The organism is Neisseria sp. P0008.S004 (assembly GCF_051962755.1).
GTDB lineage: Bacteria > Pseudomonadota > Gammaproteobacteria > Burkholderiales > Neisseriaceae > Neisseria > Neisseria subflava_A.
Genome location: NZ_JBQCUZ010000006.1, coordinates 103,165 through 126,086, shown reverse-complemented (window position 1 = coordinate 126,086; position 22,922 = coordinate 103,165). Strand labels below are relative to the sequence as shown.

Annotated in this window: 18 protein-coding genes and 4 tRNA genes; all 22 read left to right on the top strand. The window is 46.4% G+C overall.

Annotation, left to right across the window (positions count from 1 at the left end; all coding sequences use genetic code 11):
- The first annotated feature begins 18 nt into the window (after nt 1-18).
- Nucleotides 19-474: a DUF494 family protein gene (locus tag ACTHSW_RS08070; RefSeq protein ID WP_070461207.1), complete on the top strand. Its 456-nt coding sequence runs from the start codon at nt 19-21 to the stop codon at nt 472-474.
- Nucleotides 475-548: 74 nt separating this feature from the next.
- Nucleotides 549-2,855, top strand: coding sequence for a type I DNA topoisomerase (gene topA / locus ACTHSW_RS08065; RefSeq protein ID WP_070461208.1), 2,307 nt, complete (start codon nt 549-551; stop codon nt 2,853-2,855).
- A 144-nt stretch (nt 2,856-2,999) separates the two neighbouring features.
- Entirely contained in the window at nt 3,000-3,572 is a 573-nt protein-coding gene (gene rsmD / locus ACTHSW_RS08060) for a 16S rRNA (guanine(966)-N(2))-methyltransferase RsmD (RefSeq protein ID WP_070461210.1), read from the top strand.
- Between the two features lie 122 nt (nt 3,573-3,694).
- Nucleotides 3,695-3,946, top strand: coding sequence for a YfhL family 4Fe-4S dicluster ferredoxin (locus tag ACTHSW_RS08055; RefSeq protein ID WP_003679513.1), 252 nt, complete (start codon nt 3,695-3,697; stop codon nt 3,944-3,946).
- Nucleotides 3,947-4,044: 98 nt separating this feature from the next.
- Nucleotides 4,045-4,128, top strand: a tRNA-Tyr gene (locus ACTHSW_RS08050).
- 31 nt (nt 4,129-4,159) lie between these two features.
- Nucleotides 4,160-4,233 (top strand) — tRNA-Gly (locus tag ACTHSW_RS08045).
- A gap of 9 nt (nt 4,234-4,242) precedes the next feature.
- Nucleotides 4,243-4,317, top strand: a tRNA-Thr gene (locus ACTHSW_RS08040).
- 50 nt (nt 4,318-4,367) lie between these two features.
- Nucleotides 4,368-5,552: an elongation factor Tu gene (gene tuf, locus ACTHSW_RS08035; RefSeq protein ID WP_002215366.1), complete on the top strand. Its 1,185-nt coding sequence runs from the start codon at nt 4,368-4,370 to the stop codon at nt 5,550-5,552.
- Between the two features lie 6 nt (nt 5,553-5,558).
- Nucleotides 5,559-5,634: transfer RNA gene (locus ACTHSW_RS08030), tRNA-Trp, on the top strand.
- A gap of 131 nt (nt 5,635-5,765) precedes the next feature.
- Nucleotides 5,766-6,041, top strand: coding sequence for a preprotein translocase subunit SecE (gene secE / locus ACTHSW_RS08025; protein ID WP_070461116.1), 276 nt, complete (start codon nt 5,766-5,768; stop codon nt 6,039-6,041).
- A gap of 2 nt (nt 6,042-6,043) precedes the next feature.
- A complete protein-coding gene (gene nusG, locus ACTHSW_RS08020; protein ID WP_070461118.1) occupies nt 6,044-6,577 on the top strand; it encodes a transcription termination/antitermination protein NusG in 534 nt (177 codons plus the stop codon).
- Between the two features lie 104 nt (nt 6,578-6,681).
- Nucleotides 6,682-7,116: a 50S ribosomal protein L11 gene (gene rplK / locus ACTHSW_RS08015; protein WP_002220151.1), complete on the top strand. Its 435-nt coding sequence runs from the start codon at nt 6,682-6,684 to the stop codon at nt 7,114-7,116.
- On the top strand, nt 7,116-7,811 hold the full coding sequence (gene rplA, locus ACTHSW_RS08010; protein ID WP_003677918.1) for a 50S ribosomal protein L1: 696 nt from the start codon (nt 7,116-7,118) through the stop codon (nt 7,809-7,811). Before rplK ends, rplA begins: the two co-directional genes overlap by 1 nt.
- A gap of 223 nt (nt 7,812-8,034) precedes the next feature.
- On the top strand, nt 8,035-8,535 hold the full coding sequence (gene rplJ, locus ACTHSW_RS08005) for a 50S ribosomal protein L10 (protein WP_070461120.1): 501 nt from the start codon (nt 8,035-8,037) through the stop codon (nt 8,533-8,535).
- Between the two features lie 58 nt (nt 8,536-8,593).
- Entirely contained in the window at nt 8,594-8,965 is a 372-nt protein-coding gene (gene rplL / locus ACTHSW_RS08000; protein WP_070583257.1) for a 50S ribosomal protein L7/L12, read from the top strand.
- Nucleotides 8,966-9,154: 189 nt separating this feature from the next.
- Nucleotides 9,155-13,333 (top strand): DNA-directed RNA polymerase subunit beta, encoded by a 4,179-nt coding sequence (gene rpoB / locus ACTHSW_RS07995; protein WP_070461124.1) that lies wholly within the window; start codon nt 9,155-9,157, stop codon nt 13,331-13,333.
- A 156-nt stretch (nt 13,334-13,489) separates the two neighbouring features.
- On the top strand, nt 13,490-17,665 hold the full coding sequence (gene rpoC / locus ACTHSW_RS07990) for a DNA-directed RNA polymerase subunit beta' (protein WP_070461127.1): 4,176 nt from the start codon (nt 13,490-13,492) through the stop codon (nt 17,663-17,665).
- A 329-nt stretch (nt 17,666-17,994) separates the two neighbouring features.
- A complete protein-coding gene (rpsL, locus tag ACTHSW_RS07985) occupies nt 17,995-18,366 on the top strand; it encodes a 30S ribosomal protein S12 (RefSeq protein ID WP_002218431.1) in 372 nt (123 codons plus the stop codon).
- Between the two features lie 117 nt (nt 18,367-18,483).
- Nucleotides 18,484-18,954, top strand: coding sequence for a 30S ribosomal protein S7 (gene rpsG / locus ACTHSW_RS07980; RefSeq protein WP_002240962.1), 471 nt, complete (start codon nt 18,484-18,486; stop codon nt 18,952-18,954).
- Between the two features lie 18 nt (nt 18,955-18,972).
- A complete protein-coding gene (fusA, locus tag ACTHSW_RS07975; RefSeq protein ID WP_036491326.1) occupies nt 18,973-21,078 on the top strand; it encodes an elongation factor G in 2,106 nt (701 codons plus the stop codon).
- A gap of 85 nt (nt 21,079-21,163) precedes the next feature.
- A complete protein-coding gene (gene tuf / locus ACTHSW_RS07970; RefSeq protein ID WP_002215366.1) occupies nt 21,164-22,348 on the top strand; it encodes an elongation factor Tu in 1,185 nt (394 codons plus the stop codon).
- A gap of 17 nt (nt 22,349-22,365) precedes the next feature.
- Nucleotides 22,366-22,677 (top strand): 30S ribosomal protein S10, encoded by a 312-nt coding sequence (gene rpsJ / locus ACTHSW_RS07965; protein WP_002642322.1) that lies wholly within the window; start codon nt 22,366-22,368, stop codon nt 22,675-22,677.
- Nucleotides 22,678-22,922: the final 245 nt, after the last annotated feature.

Genomic DNA, 22,922 nt, shown 5'->3' with positions numbered 1-22,922 from the left:
TATATTTAAGGAACCAGCATGACCGAAGTCATTGCCTATTTAATCGAACACTTCCAAGATTTCGACAATTGTCCGCCTCCGGAGGATTTGGGTCGCCTCTTGGAAGATGCGGGTTTTGATGCTACGGAAATCGGCAATACATTGATGATGATGGAAGTCTTGTTCAATACGTCCGAATTCTATGCCGAGCCGTTTAACAGCGACTCCCTGCGCGTATTCTGCCGTGAAGAAGCTGAAAACCTGCCGCAGGAAGTCATGGGCTTGATGCAGTATTTGGTTGCCGAGCACGCAATTACTTATGAGCAACGCGAAATCGTCATTCACGCCCTGATGCACATTCCATCGGACGAAATCACCCTCGATACCGCCAAAGTGTTGGTATTGCTGGTGTTATGGATGCACAAGAGCGAGCTATCCGTCCTGATAGGCGACGACTTGATGAGTGCGTTGACCGGACAAAACGTGATGCACTAAAACCTTGTTTCAGACGGCCTTAATAATAAAGGCCGTCTGAAACATAAACCCAATACATCCAAAAGAGAACAACAATGGCGAAAAACCTATTAATCGTCGAATCCCCGTCCAAAGCCAAAACCCTGAAAAAATATCTGGGAGGTGATTTTGAAATCTTGGCGTCTTACGGTCATGTCCGCGACTTGGTACCCAAAAGCGGAGCAGTAGATCCCGACAACGGCTTTGCCATGAAGTACCAGCTGATCAGCCGCAACAGCAAACACGTCGATGCCATCGTCGCCGGTGCCAAAGAAGCCGAAAACATCTACCTCGCAACCGACCCGGATAGGGAAGGCGAAGCCATCTCATGGCATCTTTATGAAATCCTCAAATCCAAACGCGGCCTGAAAAACATCAAGCCGCAGCGTGTCGTGTTCCACGAAATCACCAAAAACGCCGTGCTCGACGCCGTCGCCAATCCGCGCGAAATCGAAATGGACTTGGTCGATGCGCAACAAGCCCGCCGAGCTTTGGACTATTTGGTCGGTTTCAACCTCTCGCCATTGTTGTGGAAAAAAATCCGACGCGGTTTGAGCGCAGGCCGTGTACAAAGTCCCGCTTTGCGCCTGATTTGCGAGCGCGAAAATGAAATCCGCGCGTTTGAAGCGCAGGAATATTGGACGGTACATCTCGACAGCCACAAAGGCCGCAGCAAGTTTACCGCCAAACTCGCCCAATACAACGGCGCGAAACTCGAACAATTCGACCTGCCGAACGAAGCCGCGCAAGCCGACGTATTGAAAGAACTCGAAGGCAAAGAGGCCGTCGTTACCGCCATTGAAAAGAAAAAGCGCAGCCGCAATCCCGCCGCGCCGTTCACCACATCTACCATGCAGCAGGATGCCGTGCGCAAACTCGGCTTCACCACCGACCGCACCATGCGTACCGCTCAGCAACTTTATGAAGGTATAGACGTAGGGCAGGGCGCCATCGGTCTGATTACCTATATGCGTACCGACAGCGTGAATTTGGCCGATGAAGCGTTAACCGAAATCCGCCATTACATCGAAAACAAAATCGGCAAAGAATATCTGCCAAGTTCGGCCAAGCAGTACAAAACCAAATCCAAAAACGCCCAAGAAGCGCACGAAGCCATCCGTCCGACTTCCGTGTACCGCACGCCCGAAAGCGTCAAACCCTTCCTGAGCGCAGACCAGTTCAAACTCTATCAAATGATTTGGCAGCGCACCGTCGCCTGTCAGATGACGCCCGCCAAATTCGACCAAACCACCGTCGATATTACCGTTGGTAAGGGCGTATTCCGCGTAACCGGACAAGTGCAGACTTTCGCAGGCTTTTTGAGCGTGTATGAAGAAAGCAGCGATGACGAAGAGAGCGAAGACAGCAAAAAACTGCCCGAAATGAGCGAAGGCGACAAACTGCCTGTAGACAAACTTTACGGCGAACAACACTTTACCACTCCGCCGCCGCGCTACAACGAAGCCACGCTGGTTAAAGCCCTCGAAGAATACGGCATTGGCCGTCCCTCCACCTACGCCAGTATTATTTCCACGCTCAAAGACCGCGAATACGTTACCCTTGAGCAAAAACGCTTCATGCCCACCGACACAGGCGACATCGTCAATAAATTCCTGACCGAACACTTCGCCCAATACGTCGATTACCACTTTACCGCCAAACTCGAAGACCAGCTTGACGAGATTGCCAATGGCAAACGCCAATGGATTCCCGTGATGGATAAATTCTGGAAACCATTTATCAAACAAGTGGAAGAAAAAGAAGGTATCGAACGTGCCAAATTCACCACGCAGGAACTCGACGAAACCTGCCCCAAATGCGGCGAACACAAACTGCAAATCAAGTTTGGCAAAATGGGCCGTTTCGTCGCCTGCGCTGGTTATCCAGAGTGCAGCTACACGCGCAACGTCAACGAAACCGCCGAAGAGGCCGCCGAGCGCATCGCCAAAGCTGAAGCAGAACAAGCCGAACTCGACGGGCGCGAATGCCCCAAATGTGGCGGACGGTTGTTGTACAAATACAGCCGCACCGGCAGCAAATTCATCGGCTGCGCCAACTACCCCAAATGCAAACACGTCGAGCCGCTGGAAAAACCCAAAGACACCGGCGTCCAGTGCCCACAATGCAAAAAAGGCAACCTCGTCGAGCGCAAATCCCGCTACGGCAAACTGTTTTACAGTTGCAGCACTTATCCGGATTGCAACTACGCGACATGGAACCCACCCATTGCAGAAACCTGTCCAAAATGCGCGTGGCCGGTTTTGACCATCAAAACCACCAAACGCTGGGGCGTGGAGAAAGTCTGCCCGCAAAAAGAATGTGGTTGGAAAGAGCAAATTGAACCGCCTGCACCGAAGGAATAATTTGTTAATGAAATAGTAAAGGCCGTCTGAAAAATGATTTGCAGACGGCCTTTTTGTTTCTAAAAGAATAGAGTGAAATACGGCTTGATAGCAGTTTCACTATATAATTAAGGCCGTCTGAAAACTCGGCATCTTTTAAGAATTATGGCAAACAACAAACATTCCAAACACAGCAATCAAGTACGTATCATCGGTGGGCAATGCAGGGGACGAAAGCTAACATTTTTATCTGCAGATGGTCTGCGCCCGACGCCTGACAGCGTGCGTGAAAAACTATTTAATTGGTTGGGTCAGGATTTAACCGGCAAAACGGTATTAGATTTATTCAGCGGTAGCGGTGCTTTAGGAATGGAGGCTGCTTCTCGTAATGCGGCAAAAGTGCTAATGGTCGATAACCACCGCCAAACTGTTCAAACGCTTCAGAAAAATATCTGTGAATTAGGTTTGAAACAGGTGGAAATTGTGTGTTCAGACGGCATGGCTTATCTGACAAGGCCGTCTGAAAAATTTGATGTTGTGTTTCTTGATCCGCCGTTTGCATGGGAAGATTGGCAAAATCTGTTTATCCGATTGCAAAGCCACTTGAAAAATGGGGCAATGGTCTATATTGAAGCAGGGAAGTTGCCTGAAAAACCGGATTGGCTGGAAATTTATCGGGAAGGAAAGGCGGGAATGAGTAGGTTTGAATTATCGCTCTATTCGCAAGTTGCTGAATAGTATAGAATTTGAGAATCATTCCCAAGGTGTAAAACATTCTTTTAAACGGATTGTTCCGACGTCATTTGTGCTATAATCCGCGCCCAATCGGTTTTGATAATTTAAGAAAAAAGGAAATAGAAATGTCGCTCTTTATTACAGATGAGTGCATTAACTGCGATGTGTGCGAACCGGAATGCCCTAATGATGCCATTTCGCAAGGTGAAGAAATTTACGAAATCAATCCAAATTTGTGTACGCAATGTGTAGGCCATTACGATGAGCCTCAGTGCCAACAGGTATGTCCTGTCGACTGTATCTTGATCGATGAAGAGCATCCTGAAACGCACGAAGAACTGATGGCTAAGTACGAAAAAATCATTCAGTTTAAATAAATAGTGTTTAAAAGCAAAAACTTGGATGTTTTTAAAGAAATAAATGAAAAAAAATCTTGACGGAAATCTGAGTTGCCAATAAACTAGCGTTCTCTTTTGGAGGGATTCCCGAGCGGTCAAAGGGGGCAGACTGTAAATCTGTTGCGCGAGCTTCGAAGGTTCGAATCCTTCTCCCTCCACCAAAAATTCTTACTTGGAGCAAAAAGTGAGTATGCGGGTGTAGCTCAATGGTAGAGCAGAAGCCTTCCAAGCTTACGGTGAGGGTTCGATTCCCTTCACCCGCTCCAAACAATTTCGCCCATGTAGCTCAGGGGTAGAGCACTCCCTTGGTAAGGGAGAGGTCGGCAGTTCAAATCTGCCCATGGGCACCATCTCATTATTACCCTTTATTTTCAAAAAGCTTAGATTATAGGATATTGCCATGGCTAAGGAAAAATTTGAACGTAGCAAACCGCACGTAAACGTTGGCACCATCGGTCACGTTGACCATGGTAAAACCACTCTGACTGCTGCTTTGACTACTATTTTGGCTAAAAAATTCGGTGGCGCTGCAAAAGCTTACGACCAAATCGACAACGCTCCTGAAGAAAAAGCTCGTGGTATTACCATTAATACCTCACACGTAGAATACGAAACTGAAACCCGTCACTACGCACACGTAGACTGCCCGGGCCACGCCGACTACGTTAAAAACATGATTACCGGTGCTGCCCAAATGGACGGCGCGATCTTGGTATGTTCTGCCGCTGACGGTCCTATGCCTCAAACTCGCGAACACATCCTGTTGGCTCGCCAAGTAGGTGTACCTTACATCATCGTATTCATGAACAAATGCGACATGGTTGACGATGCCGAGCTGTTGGAACTGGTTGAAATGGAAATCCGTGACTTGTTGTCAAGCTACGACTTCCCTGGCGACGACTGCCCAATCGTACAAGGTTCTGCACTGAAAGCTTTGGAAGGTGATGCTGCTTACGAAGAAAAAATCTTCGAATTGGCTGCTGCCTTGGACAGCTACATCCCAACACCTGAGCGTGCTGTGGACAAACCTTTCTTGTTGCCTATCGAAGACGTATTCTCTATCTCCGGCCGTGGTACAGTAGTAACCGGTCGTGTAGAGCGCGGTATCATCCACGTTGGTGACGAGATCGAAATCGTAGGTTTGAAAGAAACCCAAAAAACCACTTGCACCGGCGTTGAAATGTTCCGCAAACTGCTGGACGAAGGTCAAGCGGGTGACAACGTAGGCGTATTGCTGCGTGGTACTAAACGTGAAGACGTAGAGCGTGGTCAAGTATTGGCTAAACCAGGTACTATCACTCCTCACACCAAGTTCAAAGCAGAAGTATACGTACTGAGCAAAGAAGAGGGTGGTCGTCACACTCCATTCTTCGCTAACTACCGTCCACAATTCTACTTCCGTACTACTGACGTAACTGGTGCAGTTACTTTGGAAGAAGGCGTAGAAATGGTAATGCCAGGTGAGAACGTAACCATTACTGTAGAACTGATTGCGCCAATCGCTATGGAAGAAGGTCTGCGCTTTGCGATTCGCGAAGGTGGTCGTACCGTAGGTGCGGGTGTGGTTTCTTCTGTAATCGCTTAAGTTTAGAGGCCAATAGCTCAATTGGTAGAGTATCGGTCTCCAAAACCGAGGGTTGGGGGTTCGAGACCCTCTTGGCCTGCCAAATAAAAAATTAACCGGCCTTGTGCCGGTTAATTTTTTTGTACTTAAGTTCTAAGATTATTTGGAATTAATTAATGGATCAATGCCGCTATCTAAAATGAAGGCGGGTGGGGTATTGATAAGTGAGTAAAGATGACAGAACATCCGTCTGGACGCAAAGAAGGCCATCAGAAAAAGGAAGTTGTGGTAAGTAATAAGCCGGCTCCTGAAAAGAAAGAAGGTCTGTTTGCATATTTTAAGAGCTCTTGGACTGAGTTTAAGAAGGTAGTTTGGCCGAGTCGTGATGAAGCGGTTAAAATGACTGTATTTGTGATTATCTTCGTTGCAGTTTTAGCAGCCTTCATTTATGCGGCAGATACAATTATTTCATGGTTGTTTTTTGATGTTTTATTAAATAGGAAAGGGTAAAGATGTCAAAGCGTTGGTATGTGGTACAGGCCTATTCCGGTTTCGAGAAAAATGTTCAAAAAACATTGAAAGAGCGTATTACTCGTGAAAACATGGAAGAATATTTCGGTCAGATTCTCGTTCCTGTAGAGGAAGTGGTAGACATCAAGAATGGCCGAAAAACCATCAGTGAGCGTAAATTCTATCCAGGCTATGTGCTGGTTGAAATGGAAATGACCGATGATTCATGGCATTTGGTTAAGAGTACCCCTCGAGTAAATGGCTTTGTAGGTGGTAGCGGAAATCGTCCAATCCCAATTTCTCAAAAAGATGCAGATGCTATTTTGCAACAAGCCAAAACAGGTGTTGAGAAGCCAAAACCAAAAGTTGAATTCGAAGTGGGTCAGCAGGTTCGTGTGAATGAAGGTCCATTTGCTGATTTCAATGGAATTGTTGATGAAGTTAACTACGAGCGTAATAGACTGCGTGTTTCAGTTCAAATTTTTGGTCGGGAAACACCGGTTGAATTAGAGTTCGGTCAGGTTGAAAAGATTTAAGTGGTTTAATTCGCTTGAAAATTTTTTTTTAAGCAGATATAATCGCAAATTCTGTTTGGGAAGCGGAATGGTTCCGCGTTATACCCGTTTTTAGGAGTCCTTAAGTGGCAAAGAAAATTATCGGCTACATCAAACTGCAAATTCCTGCAGGTAAAGCCAATCCATCTCCCCCAGTTGGTCCTGCTTTGGGTCAGCGTGGTTTGAACATCATGGAATTCTGTAAAGCATTTAATGCTGCAACCCAAGGTATGGAACCTGGTTTGCCAATTCCAGTCGTGATCACCGCATTTGCAGATAAATCATTCACATTTGTGATGAAAACCCCACCAGCTTCTATCTTGTTGAAAAAAGCTGCTGGTCTGCAAAAAGGTAGTTCTAATCCTCTGACTAACAAAGTGGGTAAATTGACCCGCGCTCAGTTGGAAGAAATTGCTAAAACTAAAGAGCCTGATTTGACTGCTGCTGATTTGGATGCGGCTGTTCGTACTATCGCCGGCTCTGCTCGCTCAATGGGCTTGGATGTGGAGGGTGTTGTATAATGGCTAAAGTATCTAAACGCTTGAAAGCTCTGCGCTCTTCTGTTGAAGCTAACAAACTGTACGCAATCGATGAAGCAATTGCTTTGGTTAAAAAAGCTGCTACTGCTAAATTTGACGAGTCTGTTGATGTATCTTTCAACTTGGGTGTTGATCCTCGTAAATCTGACCAAGTTATCCGTGGTTCAGTCGTTCTGCCTAAAGGTACCGGTAAAACAACTCGCGTAGCTGTGTTTACTCAAGGTGCAAATGCAGATGCTGCTAAAGAAGCTGGTGCAGATATTGTCGGTTTTGAAGATCTGGCTGCTGAAATCAAAGCTGGTAATCTGAACTTTGACGTTGTTATTGCTTCTCCTGATGCAATGCGTATCGTTGGTCAATTGGGTACCATCTTGGGTCCTCGTGGTCTGATGCCAAACCCTAAAGTAGGTACTGTTACTCCTAACGTTGCTGAAGCAGTTAAAAATGCAAAAGCAGGTCAAGTACAATACCGTACAGATAAAGCCGGTATCGTTCATGCAACTATCGGTCGTGCTTCTTTCGCTGAAGCTGACTTGAAAGAGAACTTCAATGCGTTGCTGGATGCTATCGTTAAAGCCAAACCTGCTGCTGCTAAAGGTCAGTACCTGAAAAAAGTTGCTGTATCCAGCACTATGGGTTTGGGTGTTCGCGTTGATACTGCAAGCGTGAACAACTAAGAAATTTTCAGGTGATCCAGTTTTCTGGATTGCCTGGATTTGGGCTACTTAAAATTAAGTAGATGTCCAAGACCGTAGGGATCGTAAGATTTAATCGTAACTGCCCTACGCAGACGGTAGTCCTGAAACACATTGCAAGATTGCTTGTAAGATGTCTTTTTAGGTTACCGCGCTGGTGGGATATCATTTCGGTATCCTGTTTATAAACAGTGGGAGGTAGACCTTGAGTCTCAATATTGAAACCAAGAAAGTGGCCGTAGAGGAAATTAGCGCAGCAATTGCTAACGCTCAAACTCTTGTAGTCGCTGAATATCGCGGTATCAGTGTTTCCAGCATGACTGAGCTTCGTGCAAATGCACGTAAAGAAGGCGTTTACTTGCGTGTTCTGAAAAATACTCTGGCTCGTCGCGCAGTAGAAGGTACTTCATTCGCAGATTTGGCCGATCAAATGGTTGGTCCATTGGTTTATGCTGCTTCTGAAGATGCTGTTGCTGCTGCTAAAGTGCTGCACCAATTCGCGAAAAAAGATGACAAAATTATCGTTAAAGCCGGTTCTTACAATGGCGAAGTAATGGATGCTGCTCAGGTTGCTGAGTTGGCCTCTATTCCAAGCCGCGAAGAGCTGTTGTCCAAACTGTTGTTCGTTATGCAAGCTCCCGTATCAGGCCTTGCACGTGGTTTGGCTGCTTTGGCAGAGAAAAAAGCTGGCGAAGAAGCCGCTTAATCGATTTTGTTTCATTTAATCAATTATTTTTTAATACAATATTTGGAGTATAAATAGCATGGCTATTACTAAAGAAGACATTTTGGAAGCCGTTGGTTCTTTGACCGTAATGGAATTGAACGATTTGGTTAAAGCTTTTGAAGAAAAATTTGGCGTTTCTGCTGCTGCAGTTGCAGTTGCAGGTCCTGCAGGTGCTGGTGCAGCTGCTGCTGAAGAGAAAACTGAATTTGACGTAGTATTGGCTTCTGCCGGTGATCAAAAAGTTGGCGTGATTAAAGTTGTCCGCGCTCTCACTGGCTTGGGTCTGAAAGAAGCTAAAGACATCGTTGACGGTGCACCTAAAACTCTGAAAGAAGGTGTTTCTAAAGCTGAAGCTGAAGACATCCAAAAACAACTGGAAGAAGCCGGCGCTAAAGTCGAAATCAAATAATTTGATGCTTCCTATGAAGGCTGGCAGTTTTCTGCCAGCCTTATTTTGCTTCTTAAAATAAGCATCAGGCATTGTTTACATTTATTTGCATAGCCTTTATAAAATCATTGCAAATAAATGTAAATATCAGATTGATGCATGCCGTTGTTTCAGACGGCCTATTATTTAAAATTGCTTTTCGGAGTGTATATGAGCTATTCGTTTACCGAGAAAAAACGTATCCGTAAGAGTTTTGCAAAGCGAGAGAATGTCTTAGATGTTCCTTTCCTGCTGGCAACCCAAATTGATTCTTATGCGAAATTTTTGCAGCTGGAAAATGCTTTTGACCAACGTACTGATGATGGTCTGCAAGCGGCATTTAATTCTATTTTCCCGATTGTGAGCCATAATGGTTATGCGCGCTTGGAGTTTGTGCATTACACATTGGGCGAGCCTTTGTTCGATATTCCTGAATGCCAATTGCGCGGCATTACTTATGCGGCCCCATTGCGTGCTCGTATCCGTTTGGTGATTTTGGATAAAGAAGCATCTAAGCCGACAGTAAAAGAAGTTCGTGAAAACGAAGTGTATATGGGCGAAATCCCATTGATGACGCCAAGTGGCTCTTTTGTTATCAATGGTACTGAGCGCGTGATTGTTTCCCAGCTGCACCGTTCTCCTGGTGTGTTCTTTGAGCATGACCGTGGTAAAACACATTCTTCCGGTAAGCTGTTGTTCTCTGCTCGTATTATTCCTTACCGTGGTTCATGGTTGGATTTCGAATTTGATCCAAAAGATTTGCTGTATTTCCGTATCGACCGTCGCCGTAAAATGCCGGTTACGATTTTGTTGAAAGCTTTGGGCTACAACAATGAACAAATCTTGGATATTTTCTACGATAAAGAAACTTTCTATTTGTCTTCAAACGGTGTTCAAACTGATCTGGTTGCAGGCCGTCTGAAAGGTGAAACTGCCAAAGTTGATATCTTGGATAAAGAAGGCAATGTACTGGTCGCCAAAGGTAAACGCATTACTGCGAAAAATATCCGTGATATTACCAATGCAGGCTTGACTCGTCTGGATGTAGAGCCAGAAAGCCTGTTGGGTAAAGCATTGGCTGCTGACCTGATTGATCCGGAAACCGGCGAAGTATTGGCTTCTGCTAACGATGAAATTACAGAAGAACTGTTGGCCAAGCTTGATATCCATGGCGTAAAAGAAATTACGACCCTTTATATCAATGAATTGGATCAAGGCGGTTACATCTCCAGCACTCTGCGTACAGACGAAACTGCTGATCAGCAGGCTGCACGCGTTGCGATTTACCGCATGATGCGTCCTGGCGAACCGCCTACCGAAGAAGCTGTTGAGCAGCTCTTCAACCGCTTGTTCTTCAGTGAAGACAGCTATGATTTGTCTCGCGTAGGTCGTATGAAATTTAATACGCGCACATACGAGCAAAAATTGTCTGAAGCACAACAAAACTCTTGGTATGGCCGTTTGCTGAATGAAACTTTGGCCGGAGCAGCTGAAAAAGGCGGTTACGTTCTGAGTGTTGAAGACATCGTTGCTTCCATTGCTACATTGGTTGAACTGCGTAACGGTCATGGCGAAGTAGATGATATTGACCACTTGGGTAATCGTCGTGTTCGTTCTGTGGGTGAGTTGACTGAAAACCAATTCCGCAGCGGTTTGGCTCGTGTAGAACGTGCAGTTAAAGAGCGTTTGAACCAAGCAGAATCTGAGAACTTGATGCCGCATGACTTGATCAATGCGAAACCTGTTTCTGCTGCGATTAAAGAATTCTTCGGCTCCAGCCAATTGAGCCAATTTATGGATCAGACCAACCCATTGTCTGAAGTTACCCATAAACGCCGTGTATCTGCATTGGGCCCGGGCGGTTTGACTCGCGAACGTGCAGGCTTTGAGGTGCGAGACGTACATCCGACCCACTATGGCCGTGTATGTCCTATTGAAACACCTGAGGGTCCAAACATTGGTTTGATCAACTCATTATCCGTTTATGCGCGTACCAATGATTATGGTTTCTTGGAAACTCCTTACCGCCGTGTTGTCGATGGCAAAGTAACTGAAGAAATCGACTACTTGTCTGCTATCGAAGAAGGTCGTTATGTGATTGCACAGGCAAATGCCGATTTGGACAAAGATGGTAATTTGATTGGCGACTTGGTCACTTGTCGTGAAAAAGGCGAAACCATTATGGCAACGCCTGACCGCGTTCAATATATGGACGTGGCAACCGGTCAAGTGGTATCCGTTGCAGCATCTCTGATTCCATTCTTGGAACATGATGACGCGAACCGTGCATTGATGGGTGCCAACATGCAACGTCAGGCCGTACCGTGTCTGCGCCCTGAAAAACCGATGGTTGGTACCGGTATCGAGCGCTCTGTTGCCGTTGACTCTGCAACTGCAATCGTTGCCCGCCGTGGTGGTGTGGTTGAGTATGTAGATGCAAACCGCGTTGTGGTTCGTGTTCATGATGATGAAGCGACTGCCGGTGAAGTGGGTGTCGATATTTATAACTTGGTTAAATTCACTCGTTCTAACCAATCTACCAACATCAACCAACGTCCGGCCGTAAAAGCAGGCGATGTGTTGCAACGTGGTGACTTGGTGGCCGACGGTGCATCTACCGACTTGGGCGAGTTGGCTTTGGGTCAAAACATGACCATCGCCTTCATGCCATGGAACGGTTACAACTACGAAGACTCGATTCTGATTTCAGAAAAAGTGGCTGCAGACGACCGCTATACTTCGATTCACATTGAAGAGCTGAACGTTGTCGCACGTGACACTAAACTGGGTGCGGAAGACATTACCCGCGATATTCCGAACTTGTCTGAGCGTATGCAAAACCGTTTGGATGAATCCGGTATCGTGTATATCGGTGCAGAAGTAGAAGCAGGTGACGTCTTGGTAGGTAAAGTAACACCTAAAGGCGAAACCCAACTGACTCCTGAAGAAAAACTGCTGCGTGCCATCTTCGGTGAAAAAGCATCTGATGTAAAAGATACTTCATTGCGTATGCCTACCGGCATGAGCGGTACCGTTATCGACGTTCAAGTCTTTACTCGTGAAGGTATCCAACGCGACAAACGTGCTCAATCCATTATTGATTCTGAATTGAAACGTTACCGTCAAGATTTGGGCGATCAATTACGTATTTTCGATAATGACGCATTCGACCGTATCGAGCGTATGATTGTTGGTCAAAAAGCCAATGGTGGTCCGATGAAGCTGGCTAAAGGCAGCGAAATTACTACCGAATATTTGGCAAGCCTGTCCAGCAAACATGATTGGTTTGACATCCGTCTGGCTGACGAAGATTTGGCCAAACAGTTGGAACTGATTAAATTGAGCCTGAAACAAAAACGCGAAGAAGCGGATGAGTTGTATGAGATCAAGAAGAAAAAACTGACCCAAGGCGATGAGCTGCAACCAGGCGTACAAAAAATGGTGAAAGTATTTATCGCCATCAAACGCCGTCTGCAAGCCGGTGACAAAATGGCGGGTCGCCACGGTAACAAAGGCGTGGTATCACGCATTCTGCCAGTGGAAGACATGCCTTACATGGCTGACGGCCGTCCGGTAGACATCGTACTGAACCCATTGGGCGTACCTTCCCGTATGAACATCGGTCAGATTTTGGAAGTTCACTTGGGTTGGGCGGCAAAAGGTATCGGCGAACGCATCGACCGAATGCTGAAAGAGCAACGCAAAGCCAGCGAGCTGCGTGAATTCTTGAACAAACTCTACAACGGTAGCGGTAAGAAAGAAGATTTGGACAGCCTGACAGATGAAGAAATCATCGAATTGGCTTCCAACCTGCGTAAAGGTGCATCTTTCGCCTCTCCTGTATTCGATGGTGCGAAAGAGTCTGAAATCCGCGAAATGTTGAACTTGGCTTACCCAAGCGAAGATCCTGAGGTTGAGAAACTGGGCTTCAATGACAGTAAAACTCAAATCACGCTGTATGACGGCCGTTCAGGCGAAGCATTTGACCGCAAGGTTACAGTCGGTGTGATGCACTATCTGAAACTGCACCACTTGGTTGACGAAAAAATGCACGCCCGTTCTACCGGTCCATACAGTCTGGTTACCCAGCAGCCTCTGGGCGGTAAAGCTCAGTTCGGTGGCCAACGTTTCGGTGAGATGGAGGTTTGGGCATTGGAAGCATACGGCGCGGCATACACGCTGCAAGAGATGCTGACTGTGAAGTCTGACGACGTGAACGGCCGTACCAAAATGTACGAAAACATCGTCAAAGGCGAACACAAAATCGATGCCGGTATGCCTGAATCCTTCAACGTATTGGTTAAAGAGATTCGCTCACTGGGCTTGGATATCGATTTGGAACGTTACTAAACAGAAGTTTTCAGACGGCCTTTCAAGGTCGTCTGAAAAAGCGGTTTCAGAATAAGAATGAAGCAATCGGCATTTAGGCCGTCTGAAATCAAAAGTACCGTTTCACAATATCGAAAATCCGCCATGCGGTAAAAATACTTCCTTCAAGGAGCAAAAATGAATTTGTTGAACTTATTTAATCCGTTGCAAACTGCCGGCATGGAAGAAGAGTTTGATGCCATCAAAATCGGTATTGCCTCTCCCGAAACCATCCGCTCATGGTCTTATGGCGAAGTTAAAAAACCTGAAACCATCAACTACCGTACGTTCAAACCTGAGCGCGACGGTTTGTTCTGCGCCAAAATCTTTGGCCCTGTCAAGGACTATGAATGTTTGTGCGGTAAATACAAACGCTTGAAATTTAAAGGCGTAACCTGTGAAAAATGTGGCGTAGAAGTGACCCTGTCTAAAGTACGCCGCGAACGCATGGGCCACATTGAATTGGCTGCACCTGTTGCCCACATTTGGTTCTTGAAATCCCTGCCTTCCCGCTTGGGTATGGTATTGGACATGACTTTGCGCGATATCGAACGCGTATTGTACTTTGAAGCATTTGTGGTAACCGATCCCGGTATGACTCCGTTGCAACGTCGTCAATTACTGACTGAGGACGATTACTACAACAAACTGGACGAATACGGCGACGACTTCGATGCCAAAATGGGTGCAGAAGGTATCCGTGAATTGCTGCGTACCTTGGATATTACCGGCGAGATCGAAATTTTGCGTCAAGAGCTGGAATCTACCGGTTCTGACACCAAAATCAAAAAAATCGCCAAACGTTTGAAAGTATTGGAAGCCTTCCACCGTTCCGGTATGAAACTGGAATGGATGATTATGGATGTGCTGCCGGTATTGCCGCCTGATTTGCGTCCGTTGGTTCCATTGGATGGCGGTCGTTTTGCCACTTCCGATTTGAACGATTTGTACCGTCGTGTTATCAACCGTAACAACCGTCTGAAACGTCTGTTGGAATTGCATGCGCCTGACATCATCGTTCGTAACGAAAAACGTATGTTGCAAGAAGCAGTTGACTCTCTGTTGGATAACGGCCGCCGCGGTAAAGCCATGACTGGTGCCAACAAACGTCCGCTGAAATCATTGGCAGATATGATTAAAGGTAAAGGCGGCCGCTTCCGTCAAAACCTGCTGGGTAAACGTGTGGACTACTCCGGTCGTTCCGTGATTACCGTAGGCCCATACCTGCGTCTGCACCAATGTGGTCTGCCGAAAAAAATGGCGTTGGAACTGTTCAAACCATTTATTTTCCACAAATTGGAAAAACAAGGTTTGGCTTCTACCGTTAAAGCTGCGAAAAAATTGGTAGAACAAGAAGTACCTGAAGTATGGGATATCTTGGAAGAAGTGATCCGCGAACATCCGATTATGCTGAACCGTGCGCCAACCCTGCACCGTTTGGGTATTCAAGCGTTCGAACCTATCCTGATCGAAGGTAAAGCGATTCAGTTGCACCCATTGGTGTGTGCCGCATTTAACGCCGACTTTGACGGTGACCAAATGGCTGTACACGTTCCATTGAGCTTGGAAGCACAAATGGAAGCACGCACGCTGATGCTGGCTTCAAACAACGTATTGTCTCCAGCCAACGGCGAACCAATCATCGTACCTTCTCAAGATATCGTATTGGGTCTGTACTACATGACCCGCGACCGTATCAATGCCAAAGGCGAAGGCAGCCTGTTTGCCGATGTGAAAGAAGTGCATCGTGCATACCATACCAAACAGGTTGAACTGGGTACGAAAATTACCGTACGTCTGCGTGAATGGGTGAAAAACGAAGCAGGTGAGTTTGAGCCTGTTGTTAACCGTTACGAAACAACTGTCGGCCGTGCATTGTTGAGCGAAATCTTGCCTAAAGGCCTGCCGTTCGAGTACATCAACAAAGCGCTGAAGAAAAAAGAAATTTCTAAACTGATTAACGCATCATTCCGTCTGTGCGGCCTGCGTGACACAGTTATTTTCGCCGACCACTTGATGTACACCGGTTTCGGTTTTGCGGCTAAAGGCGGAATTTCCATTGCGGTTGACGATATGGAAATTCCGAAAGAAAAAGCAGCTTTGCTGGCCGAGGCTAATGCCGAAGTTAAAGAAATCGAAGATCAATACCGTCAAGGTTTGGTAACCAACGGTGAACGTTACAACAAAGTGGTCGATATTTGGGGTCGTGCCGGCGATAAGATCGCTAAAGCGATGATGGACAACCTGTCCAAACAAAAAGTCATCGACCGTGACGGCAACGAAGTTGATCAAGAGTCCTTCAACTCTATTTACATGATGGCCGACTCTGGTGCCCGTGGTTCTGCAGCTCAGATTAAACAGTTGTCCGGTATGCGTGGTTTGATGGCAAAACCTGACGGCTCGATTATTGAAACGCCTATTACCTCTAACTTCCGCGAAGGCCTGACCGTATTGCAATACTTTATTGCGACCCACGGTGCGCGTAAGGGTTTGGCGGATACCGCGTTGAAAACTGCAAACTCCGGTTACTTGACCCGTCGTTTGGTAGACGTAACCCAAGACTTGGTGGTTGTTGAAGACGATTGCGGTACTTCAGACGGCTTTGTCATGAAAGCAGTAGTACAAGGCGGTGACGTAATTGAAGCGTTGCGCGATCGTATTTTAGGCCGTGTTACAGCATCAGATGTTGTTGATCCTTCAACAGGAGAAACATTGGTTGAGGCAGGTACATTGCTGACTGAGAAATTAGTCGATATCATTGACCAATCTGGTGTTGACGAGGTTAAAGTCCGTACGCCAATTACTTGTAAAACCCGTCATGGTTTGTGTGCACACTGTTATGGCCGCGACTTGGCGCGCGGTAAACTGGTTAACGCTGGTGAAGCTGTAGGTGTGATTGCTGCACAATCCATTGGTGAGCCAGGTACTCAGCTGACCATGCGTACGTTCCACATTGGTGGTGCGGCATCTCGTGCGGCGGCAGCCAGCCAAGTAGAAGCTAAATCCAATGGTACAGCACGTTTCAGCAGTCAAATGCGTTATGTTGCCAACAACAAAGGCGAGTTGGTTGTCATTGGCCGTTCTTGTGAAGTAGTGATTCACGACGATATCGGTCGCGAACGTGAACGTCACAAAGTACCTTACGGTGCAATCCTGCTGGTACAAGACGGCGAAGCCATTAAAGCTGGTCAAACCTTGGCAACTTGGGATCCGCATACCCGTCCGATGATCACCGAACATGCAGGTATGGTGAAATTCGAAAACGTGGAAGAGGGTGTTACCGTTGCGAAACAGACCGACGATGTAACTGGTTTGTCTACTTTGGTAGTGATTGACGGCAAACGTCGTTCCTCTAGTGCTTCTAAACTGTTGCGTCCGACTGTCAAACTGTTGGATGAAAATGGTCTGGAAATTTGCATTCCTGGTACGACTACCCCAGTTTCTATGGCATTCCCGGTCGGTGCGGTGATTACCATTCGTGAAGGTCAGGAAGTCGGTAAGGGTGATGTGTTGGCGCGTATTCCACAAGCGTCTTCTAAAACCCGCGATATTACCGGTGGTCTGCCACGCGTAGCCGAATTGTTTGAAGCACGCGTGCCGAAAGATGCAGGTATGTTGGCTGAAATTACCGGTACCGTTTCCTTCGGTAAAGAAACCAAAGGTAAACAGCGCCTGATTATTACCGACGTAGACGGTGTAGCATACGAAACCCTGATTTCTAAAGAGAAACAGATTCTGGTACACGATGGTCAAGTGGTAAACCGCGGTGAAACCATCGTAGACGGTGCCGTAGATCCACACGACATTCTGCGTCTGCAAGGTATCGAAGCATTGGCTCGCTACATTGTTCAAGAGGTACAAGAGGTTTACCGCCTGCAAGGTGTGAAGATTTCCGATAAACACATCGAAGTCATCATCCGTCAAATGCTGCGTCGAGTGAACATTGTCGATTCCGGTGATACAGAGTTCATTACCGGCGAACAAGTTGAGCGTGGCGATGTGATGCTTGCCAATGAAAAAGCCATGGCTGAAGACAAAGAGCCGGCACGTTACGAAAATGTGTTGCTGGGTATTACCAAAGCTTCCTTGTCTACAGACAGCTTCATTTCAGCGGCATCGTTCCAAGAAACAACCCGCGTCTTGACAGAGGCCGCTATTATGGGCAAACAAGACGAGCTGCGTGGTTTGAAAGAGAACGTAATTGTTGGTCGTTTGATTCCTGCCGGTACAGGTTTGACCTACCACCGCAGTCGCCATCAACAATGGCAGCAAGCCGATCAAGAAACTTCTGAAACCGAAGCTTCAGACGAATAATCCCTCGGGATTGTTGTGAAAATAAAACCGCAAGCCAGTCTTGCGGTTTTATTTTTTAGAGGACTTAAAAGAGGGTAGAGTTTAAGGCCGTCTGAATAAATAAGGAAAGCAATGGAGAAAATAAGTAGAGAACCAAATTGCGGACTTATTTAAAATGACAAAGGCCGTCTGAATGTTTCAGACGGCCTTTGTTTCTAAAATTTAGGCATAAATTGGAAAACACCAAACTTTATCAGTCATTTGCTTGACTAAACCCTTGCAATAAAAATATAATTCCAATCTTGTCGACATGGTGTCGGCAAGTATTTAACTCAACAGGACGAGAAAATATGCCAACTATTAACCAATTGGTACGCAAAGGCCGTCAAAAGCCTGTGTACGTAAACAAAGTGCCTGCACTGGAAGCTTGCCCGCAAAAACGTGGCGTGTGCACCCGTGTATACACAACTACCCCTAAAAAACCTAACTCTGCATTGCGTAAAGTATGTAAAGTTCGCCTGACCAACGGTTTTGAAGTAATTTCATACATCGGTGGTGAAGGCCACAACCTGCAAGAGCACAGCGTCGTATTGATTCGCGGCGGTCGTGTAAAAGACTTGCCAGGTGTACGTTACCACACTGTACGCGGTTCTTTGGATACTGCAGGTGTTAAAGACCGTAAGCAAGCCCGTTCTAAATACGGTGCTAAGCGTCCTAAATAATTATCGGGACTCAAATAGGCACGTCGGCCGCCTAAGCTGAACAACGGCCGAGTAAGTGAATACTCAATTGGGTATTCATGGGAATTGCCCCAACTGAATAGATTAAAGGAAATTAAAATGCCAAGACGTAGAGAAGTCCCTAAGCGCGACGTACTGCCAGATCCTAAATTCGGCAGCGTTGAGCTGACTAAATTCATGAACGTATTGATGATTGACGGTAAAAAATCTGTTGCAGAACGTATCGTTTACGGTGCGCTGGAACAAATTGAGAAAAAAACCGGCAAAGTAGCAATCGAAGTATTTAACGAAGCCATTGCAAACGCCAAACCTATCGTGGAAGTGAAAAGCCGCCGTGTAGGTGGTGCAAACTACCAAGTTCCTGTTGAAGTTCGTCCTTCACGTCGTCTGGCTTTGGCAATGCGCTGGGTTCGCGACGCGGCCCGTAAACGTGGTGAGAAATCTATGGACCTGCGTTTGGCAGGCGAATTGATTGATGCGGCTGAAGGTCGTGGCGGTGCGTTGAAAAAACGTGAAGAAGTACACCGCATGGCTGAAGCTAACAAAGCATTCTCTCACTTCCGTTTCTAATATCGAAAGGCTAACAAAATGGCTCGTAAGACCCCTATCAGCCTGTATCGCAATATCGGTATTTCTGCCCATATTGACGCGGGTAAAACAACCACAACAGAACGTATTTTGTTCTATACAGGTTTGACTCATAAATTGGGCGAAGTGCATGACGGCGCGGCTACTACCGACTACATGGAACAAGAGCAAGAGCGTGGTATTACCATTACTTCTGCTGCTGTGACTTCTTATTGGTCCGGTATGGCGAAACAGTTCCCTGAGCACCGTTTCAACATCATCGACACCCCGGGACACGTTGACTTTACCGTAGAGGTAGAGCGTTCTATGCGTGTATTGGACGGCGCAGTAATGGTTTACTGTGCAGTAGGCGGTGTTCAACCTCAATCTGAAACCGTATGGCGTCAAGCTAATAAATACCAAGTACCTCGCTTGGCATTTGTAAACAAAATGGACCGTCAAGGTGCCAACTTCTTCCGCGTTGTTGAGCAAATGAAAACCCGTTTGCGCGCAAACCCAGTACCTATCGTGATTCCGGTTGGTGCGGAAGACAGCTTCAGCGGTGTTGTTGACCTGTTGAAAATGAAATCCATTATTTGGAATGAAGCCGATAAAGGTACAACCTTTACCTATGGCGATATTCCTGCTGAATTGGTTGAGACTGCTGAAGAATGGCGTCAAAACATGATTGAAGCTGCAGCAGAAGCCAGCGAAGAATTGATGGATAAATACTTGGGCGGTGATGAGCTGACTGAAGAAGAAATCGTAGGCGCATTGCGTCAACGTACTTTGGCTGGTGAAATTCAACCAATGTTGTGCGGTTCAGCATTTAAAAACAAAGGTGTTCAACGTATGTTGGATGCAGTTGTAGAATTGCTGCCTGCTCCTACCGACATTCCTCCAGTTCAAGGTGTTAACCCTAACACTGAAGAAGCCGACAGCCGTCAAGCCAGCGATGAAGAGAAATTCTCTGCATTGGCGTTCAAAATGTTGAACGATAAATACGTTGGTCAGTTGACTTTCATCCGCGTTTACTCTGGTGTTGTGAAATCCGGTGATACCGTATTGAACTCAGTAAAAGGTACTCGCGAACGTATCGGTCGTCTGGTGCAAATGACTGCTGCAGACCGTACTGAAATTGAAGAAGTACGCGCTGGTGATATTGCAGCTGCGATCGGTCTTAAAGACGTTACCACTGGTGAAACCCTGTGTGCTGAAAGCGCACCAATCATCTTGGAACGCATGGAATTCCCTGAGCCGGTAATTCACATTGCTGTTGAACCAAAAACCAAAGCCGACCAAGAGAAAATGGGTATTGCCCTGAACCGTCTGGCGAAAGAAGACCCTTCTTTCCGCGTTCGTACAGACGAAGAATCCGGTCAAACCATTATTTCCGGTATGGGTGAATTGCACTTGGAAATTATTGTTGATCGTATGAAACGCGAATTCGGTGTGGAAGCTAACATTGGTGCGCCTCAAGTTGCATACCGTGAAACTATCCGCAAAGAAGTTGAAGCTGAATACAAACACGCTAAACAATCCGGTGGTAAAGGTCAATACGGTCACGTTGTGATCAAAATGGAACCTATGGAGCCGGGTGGTGCAGGTTACGAATTTATCGACGAAATTAAAGGTGGTGTGATTCCTCGCGAATTCATTCCGTCTGTCGATAAAGGTATCCGCGATACCCTGCCTAACGGTATCGTTGCAGGTTACCCAGTAGTTGACGTACGCGTACGTTTGATCTTCGGTTCTTCACACGACGTTGACTCCTCTCAACTGGCGTTCGAATTGGCTGCTTCTCAAGCCTTTAAAGAAGGTATGCGTAAAGCCAATCCTGCTCTGCTTGAGCCAATCATGGCAGTTGAAGTGGAAACCCCTGAAGAATACATGGGTGACGTAATGGGCGACTTGAACCGTCGTCGTGGCGTTGTATTGGGTATGGATGATGACGGTATCGGCGGTAAAAAAGTCCGTGCCGAAGTACCTCTGGCAGAAATGTTCGGTTACTCAACCGACCTGCGTTCTGCAACCCAAGGTCGCGCTACTTACTCCATGGAGTTCAAAAAATACGCTGAAGCTCCTGCTCACGTAGCTGCTGCTGTAACTGAAGCCCGCAAAGGCTAATCAGAAAAGACCGTCTGAAACTGAAAATAAATTTTCAGACGGCCATTGTTCTTTAATCGATCTTTATATGTAAAGGAATTAGCTCATGGCTAAGGAAAAATTTGAACGTAGCAAACCGCACGTAAACGTTGGCACCATCGGTCACGTTGACCATGGTAAAACCACTCTGACTGCTGCTTTGACTACTATTTTGGCTAAAAAATTCGGTGGCGCTGCAAAAGCTTACGACCAAATCGACAACGCTCCTGAAGAAAAAGCTCGTGGTATTACCATTAATACCTCACACGTAGAATACGAAACTGAAACCCGTCACTACGCACACGTAGACTGCCCGGGCCACGCCGACTACGTTAAAAACATGATTACCGGTGCTGCCCAAATGGACGGCGCGATCTTGGTATGTTCTGCCGCTGACGGTCCTATGCCTCAAACTCGCGAACACATCCTGTTGGCTCGCCAAGTAGGTGTACCTTACATCATCGTATTCATGAACAAATGCGACATGGTTGACGATGCCGAGCTGTTGGAACTGGTTGAAATGGAAATCCGTGACTTGTTGTCAAGCTACGACTTCCCTGGCGACGACTGCCCAATCGTACAAGGTTCTGCACTGAAAGCTTTGGAAGGTGATGCTGCTTACGAAGAAAAAATCTTCGAATTGGCTGCTGCCTTGGACAGCTACATCCCAACACCTGAGCGTGCTGTGGACAAACCTTTCTTGTTGCCTATCGAAGACGTATTCTCTATCTCCGGCCGTGGTACAGTAGTAACCGGTCGTGTAGAGCGCGGTATCATCCACGTTGGTGACGAGATCGAAATCGTAGGTTTGAAAGAAACCCAAAAAACCACTTGCACCGGCGTTGAAATGTTCCGCAAACTGCTGGACGAAGGTCAAGCGGGTGACAACGTAGGCGTATTGCTGCGTGGTACTAAACGTGAAGACGTAGAGCGTGGTCAAGTATTGGCTAAACCAGGTACTATCACTCCTCACACCAAGTTCAAAGCAGAAGTATACGTACTGAGCAAAGAAGAGGGTGGTCGTCACACTCCATTCTTCGCTAACTACCGTCCACAATTCTACTTCCGTACTACTGACGTAACTGGTGCAGTTACTTTGGAAGAAGGCGTAGAAATGGTAATGCCAGGTGAGAACGTAACCATTACTGTAGAACTGATTGCGCCAATCGCTATGGAAGAAGGTCTGCGCTTTGCGATTCGCGAAGGTGGTCGTACCGTAGGTGCGGGTGTGGTTTCTTCTGTAATTGCTTAATTGAGGGATATTGATAAATGGCAAACCAAAAAATCCGTATCCGCCTGAAAGCTTATGATTACAGTCTGATTGACCGTTCTGCGCAAGAAATTGTTGAAACTGCCAAACGTACTGGCGCTGTTGTTAAAGGTCCGATTCCTTTGCCAACTAAAATCGAACGTTTCAACATCTTGCGTTCTCCTCACGTGAACAAAACTTCTCGTGAACAATTGGAAATCCGTACCCACTTGCGTCTGATGGACATCGTGGATTGGACTGACAAAACTACTGATGCACTGATGAAACTGGATCTTCCAGCAGGTGTGGATGTAGAAATTAAAGTTCAATAAGAACTAAAAAACCGAACAGCTTGGCTGTTCGGTTTTTTATAGAATTCTTAGGCCGTTTGAAAATTTTCAGATATTTGGCAACACTTCATCCGAAAAAAATGATGGGTTTAAGAAGTAAAATTGAAATTTTTGTTGATATTTCTTTGATTTGTCAATTATAATGGCGGACTTGGTACATCCGTATCAAGTTTAACTTTGTCTGAAAGGCAGGCCAATCGTAGCCCGCCCCTTTACTTAAAAGGAAA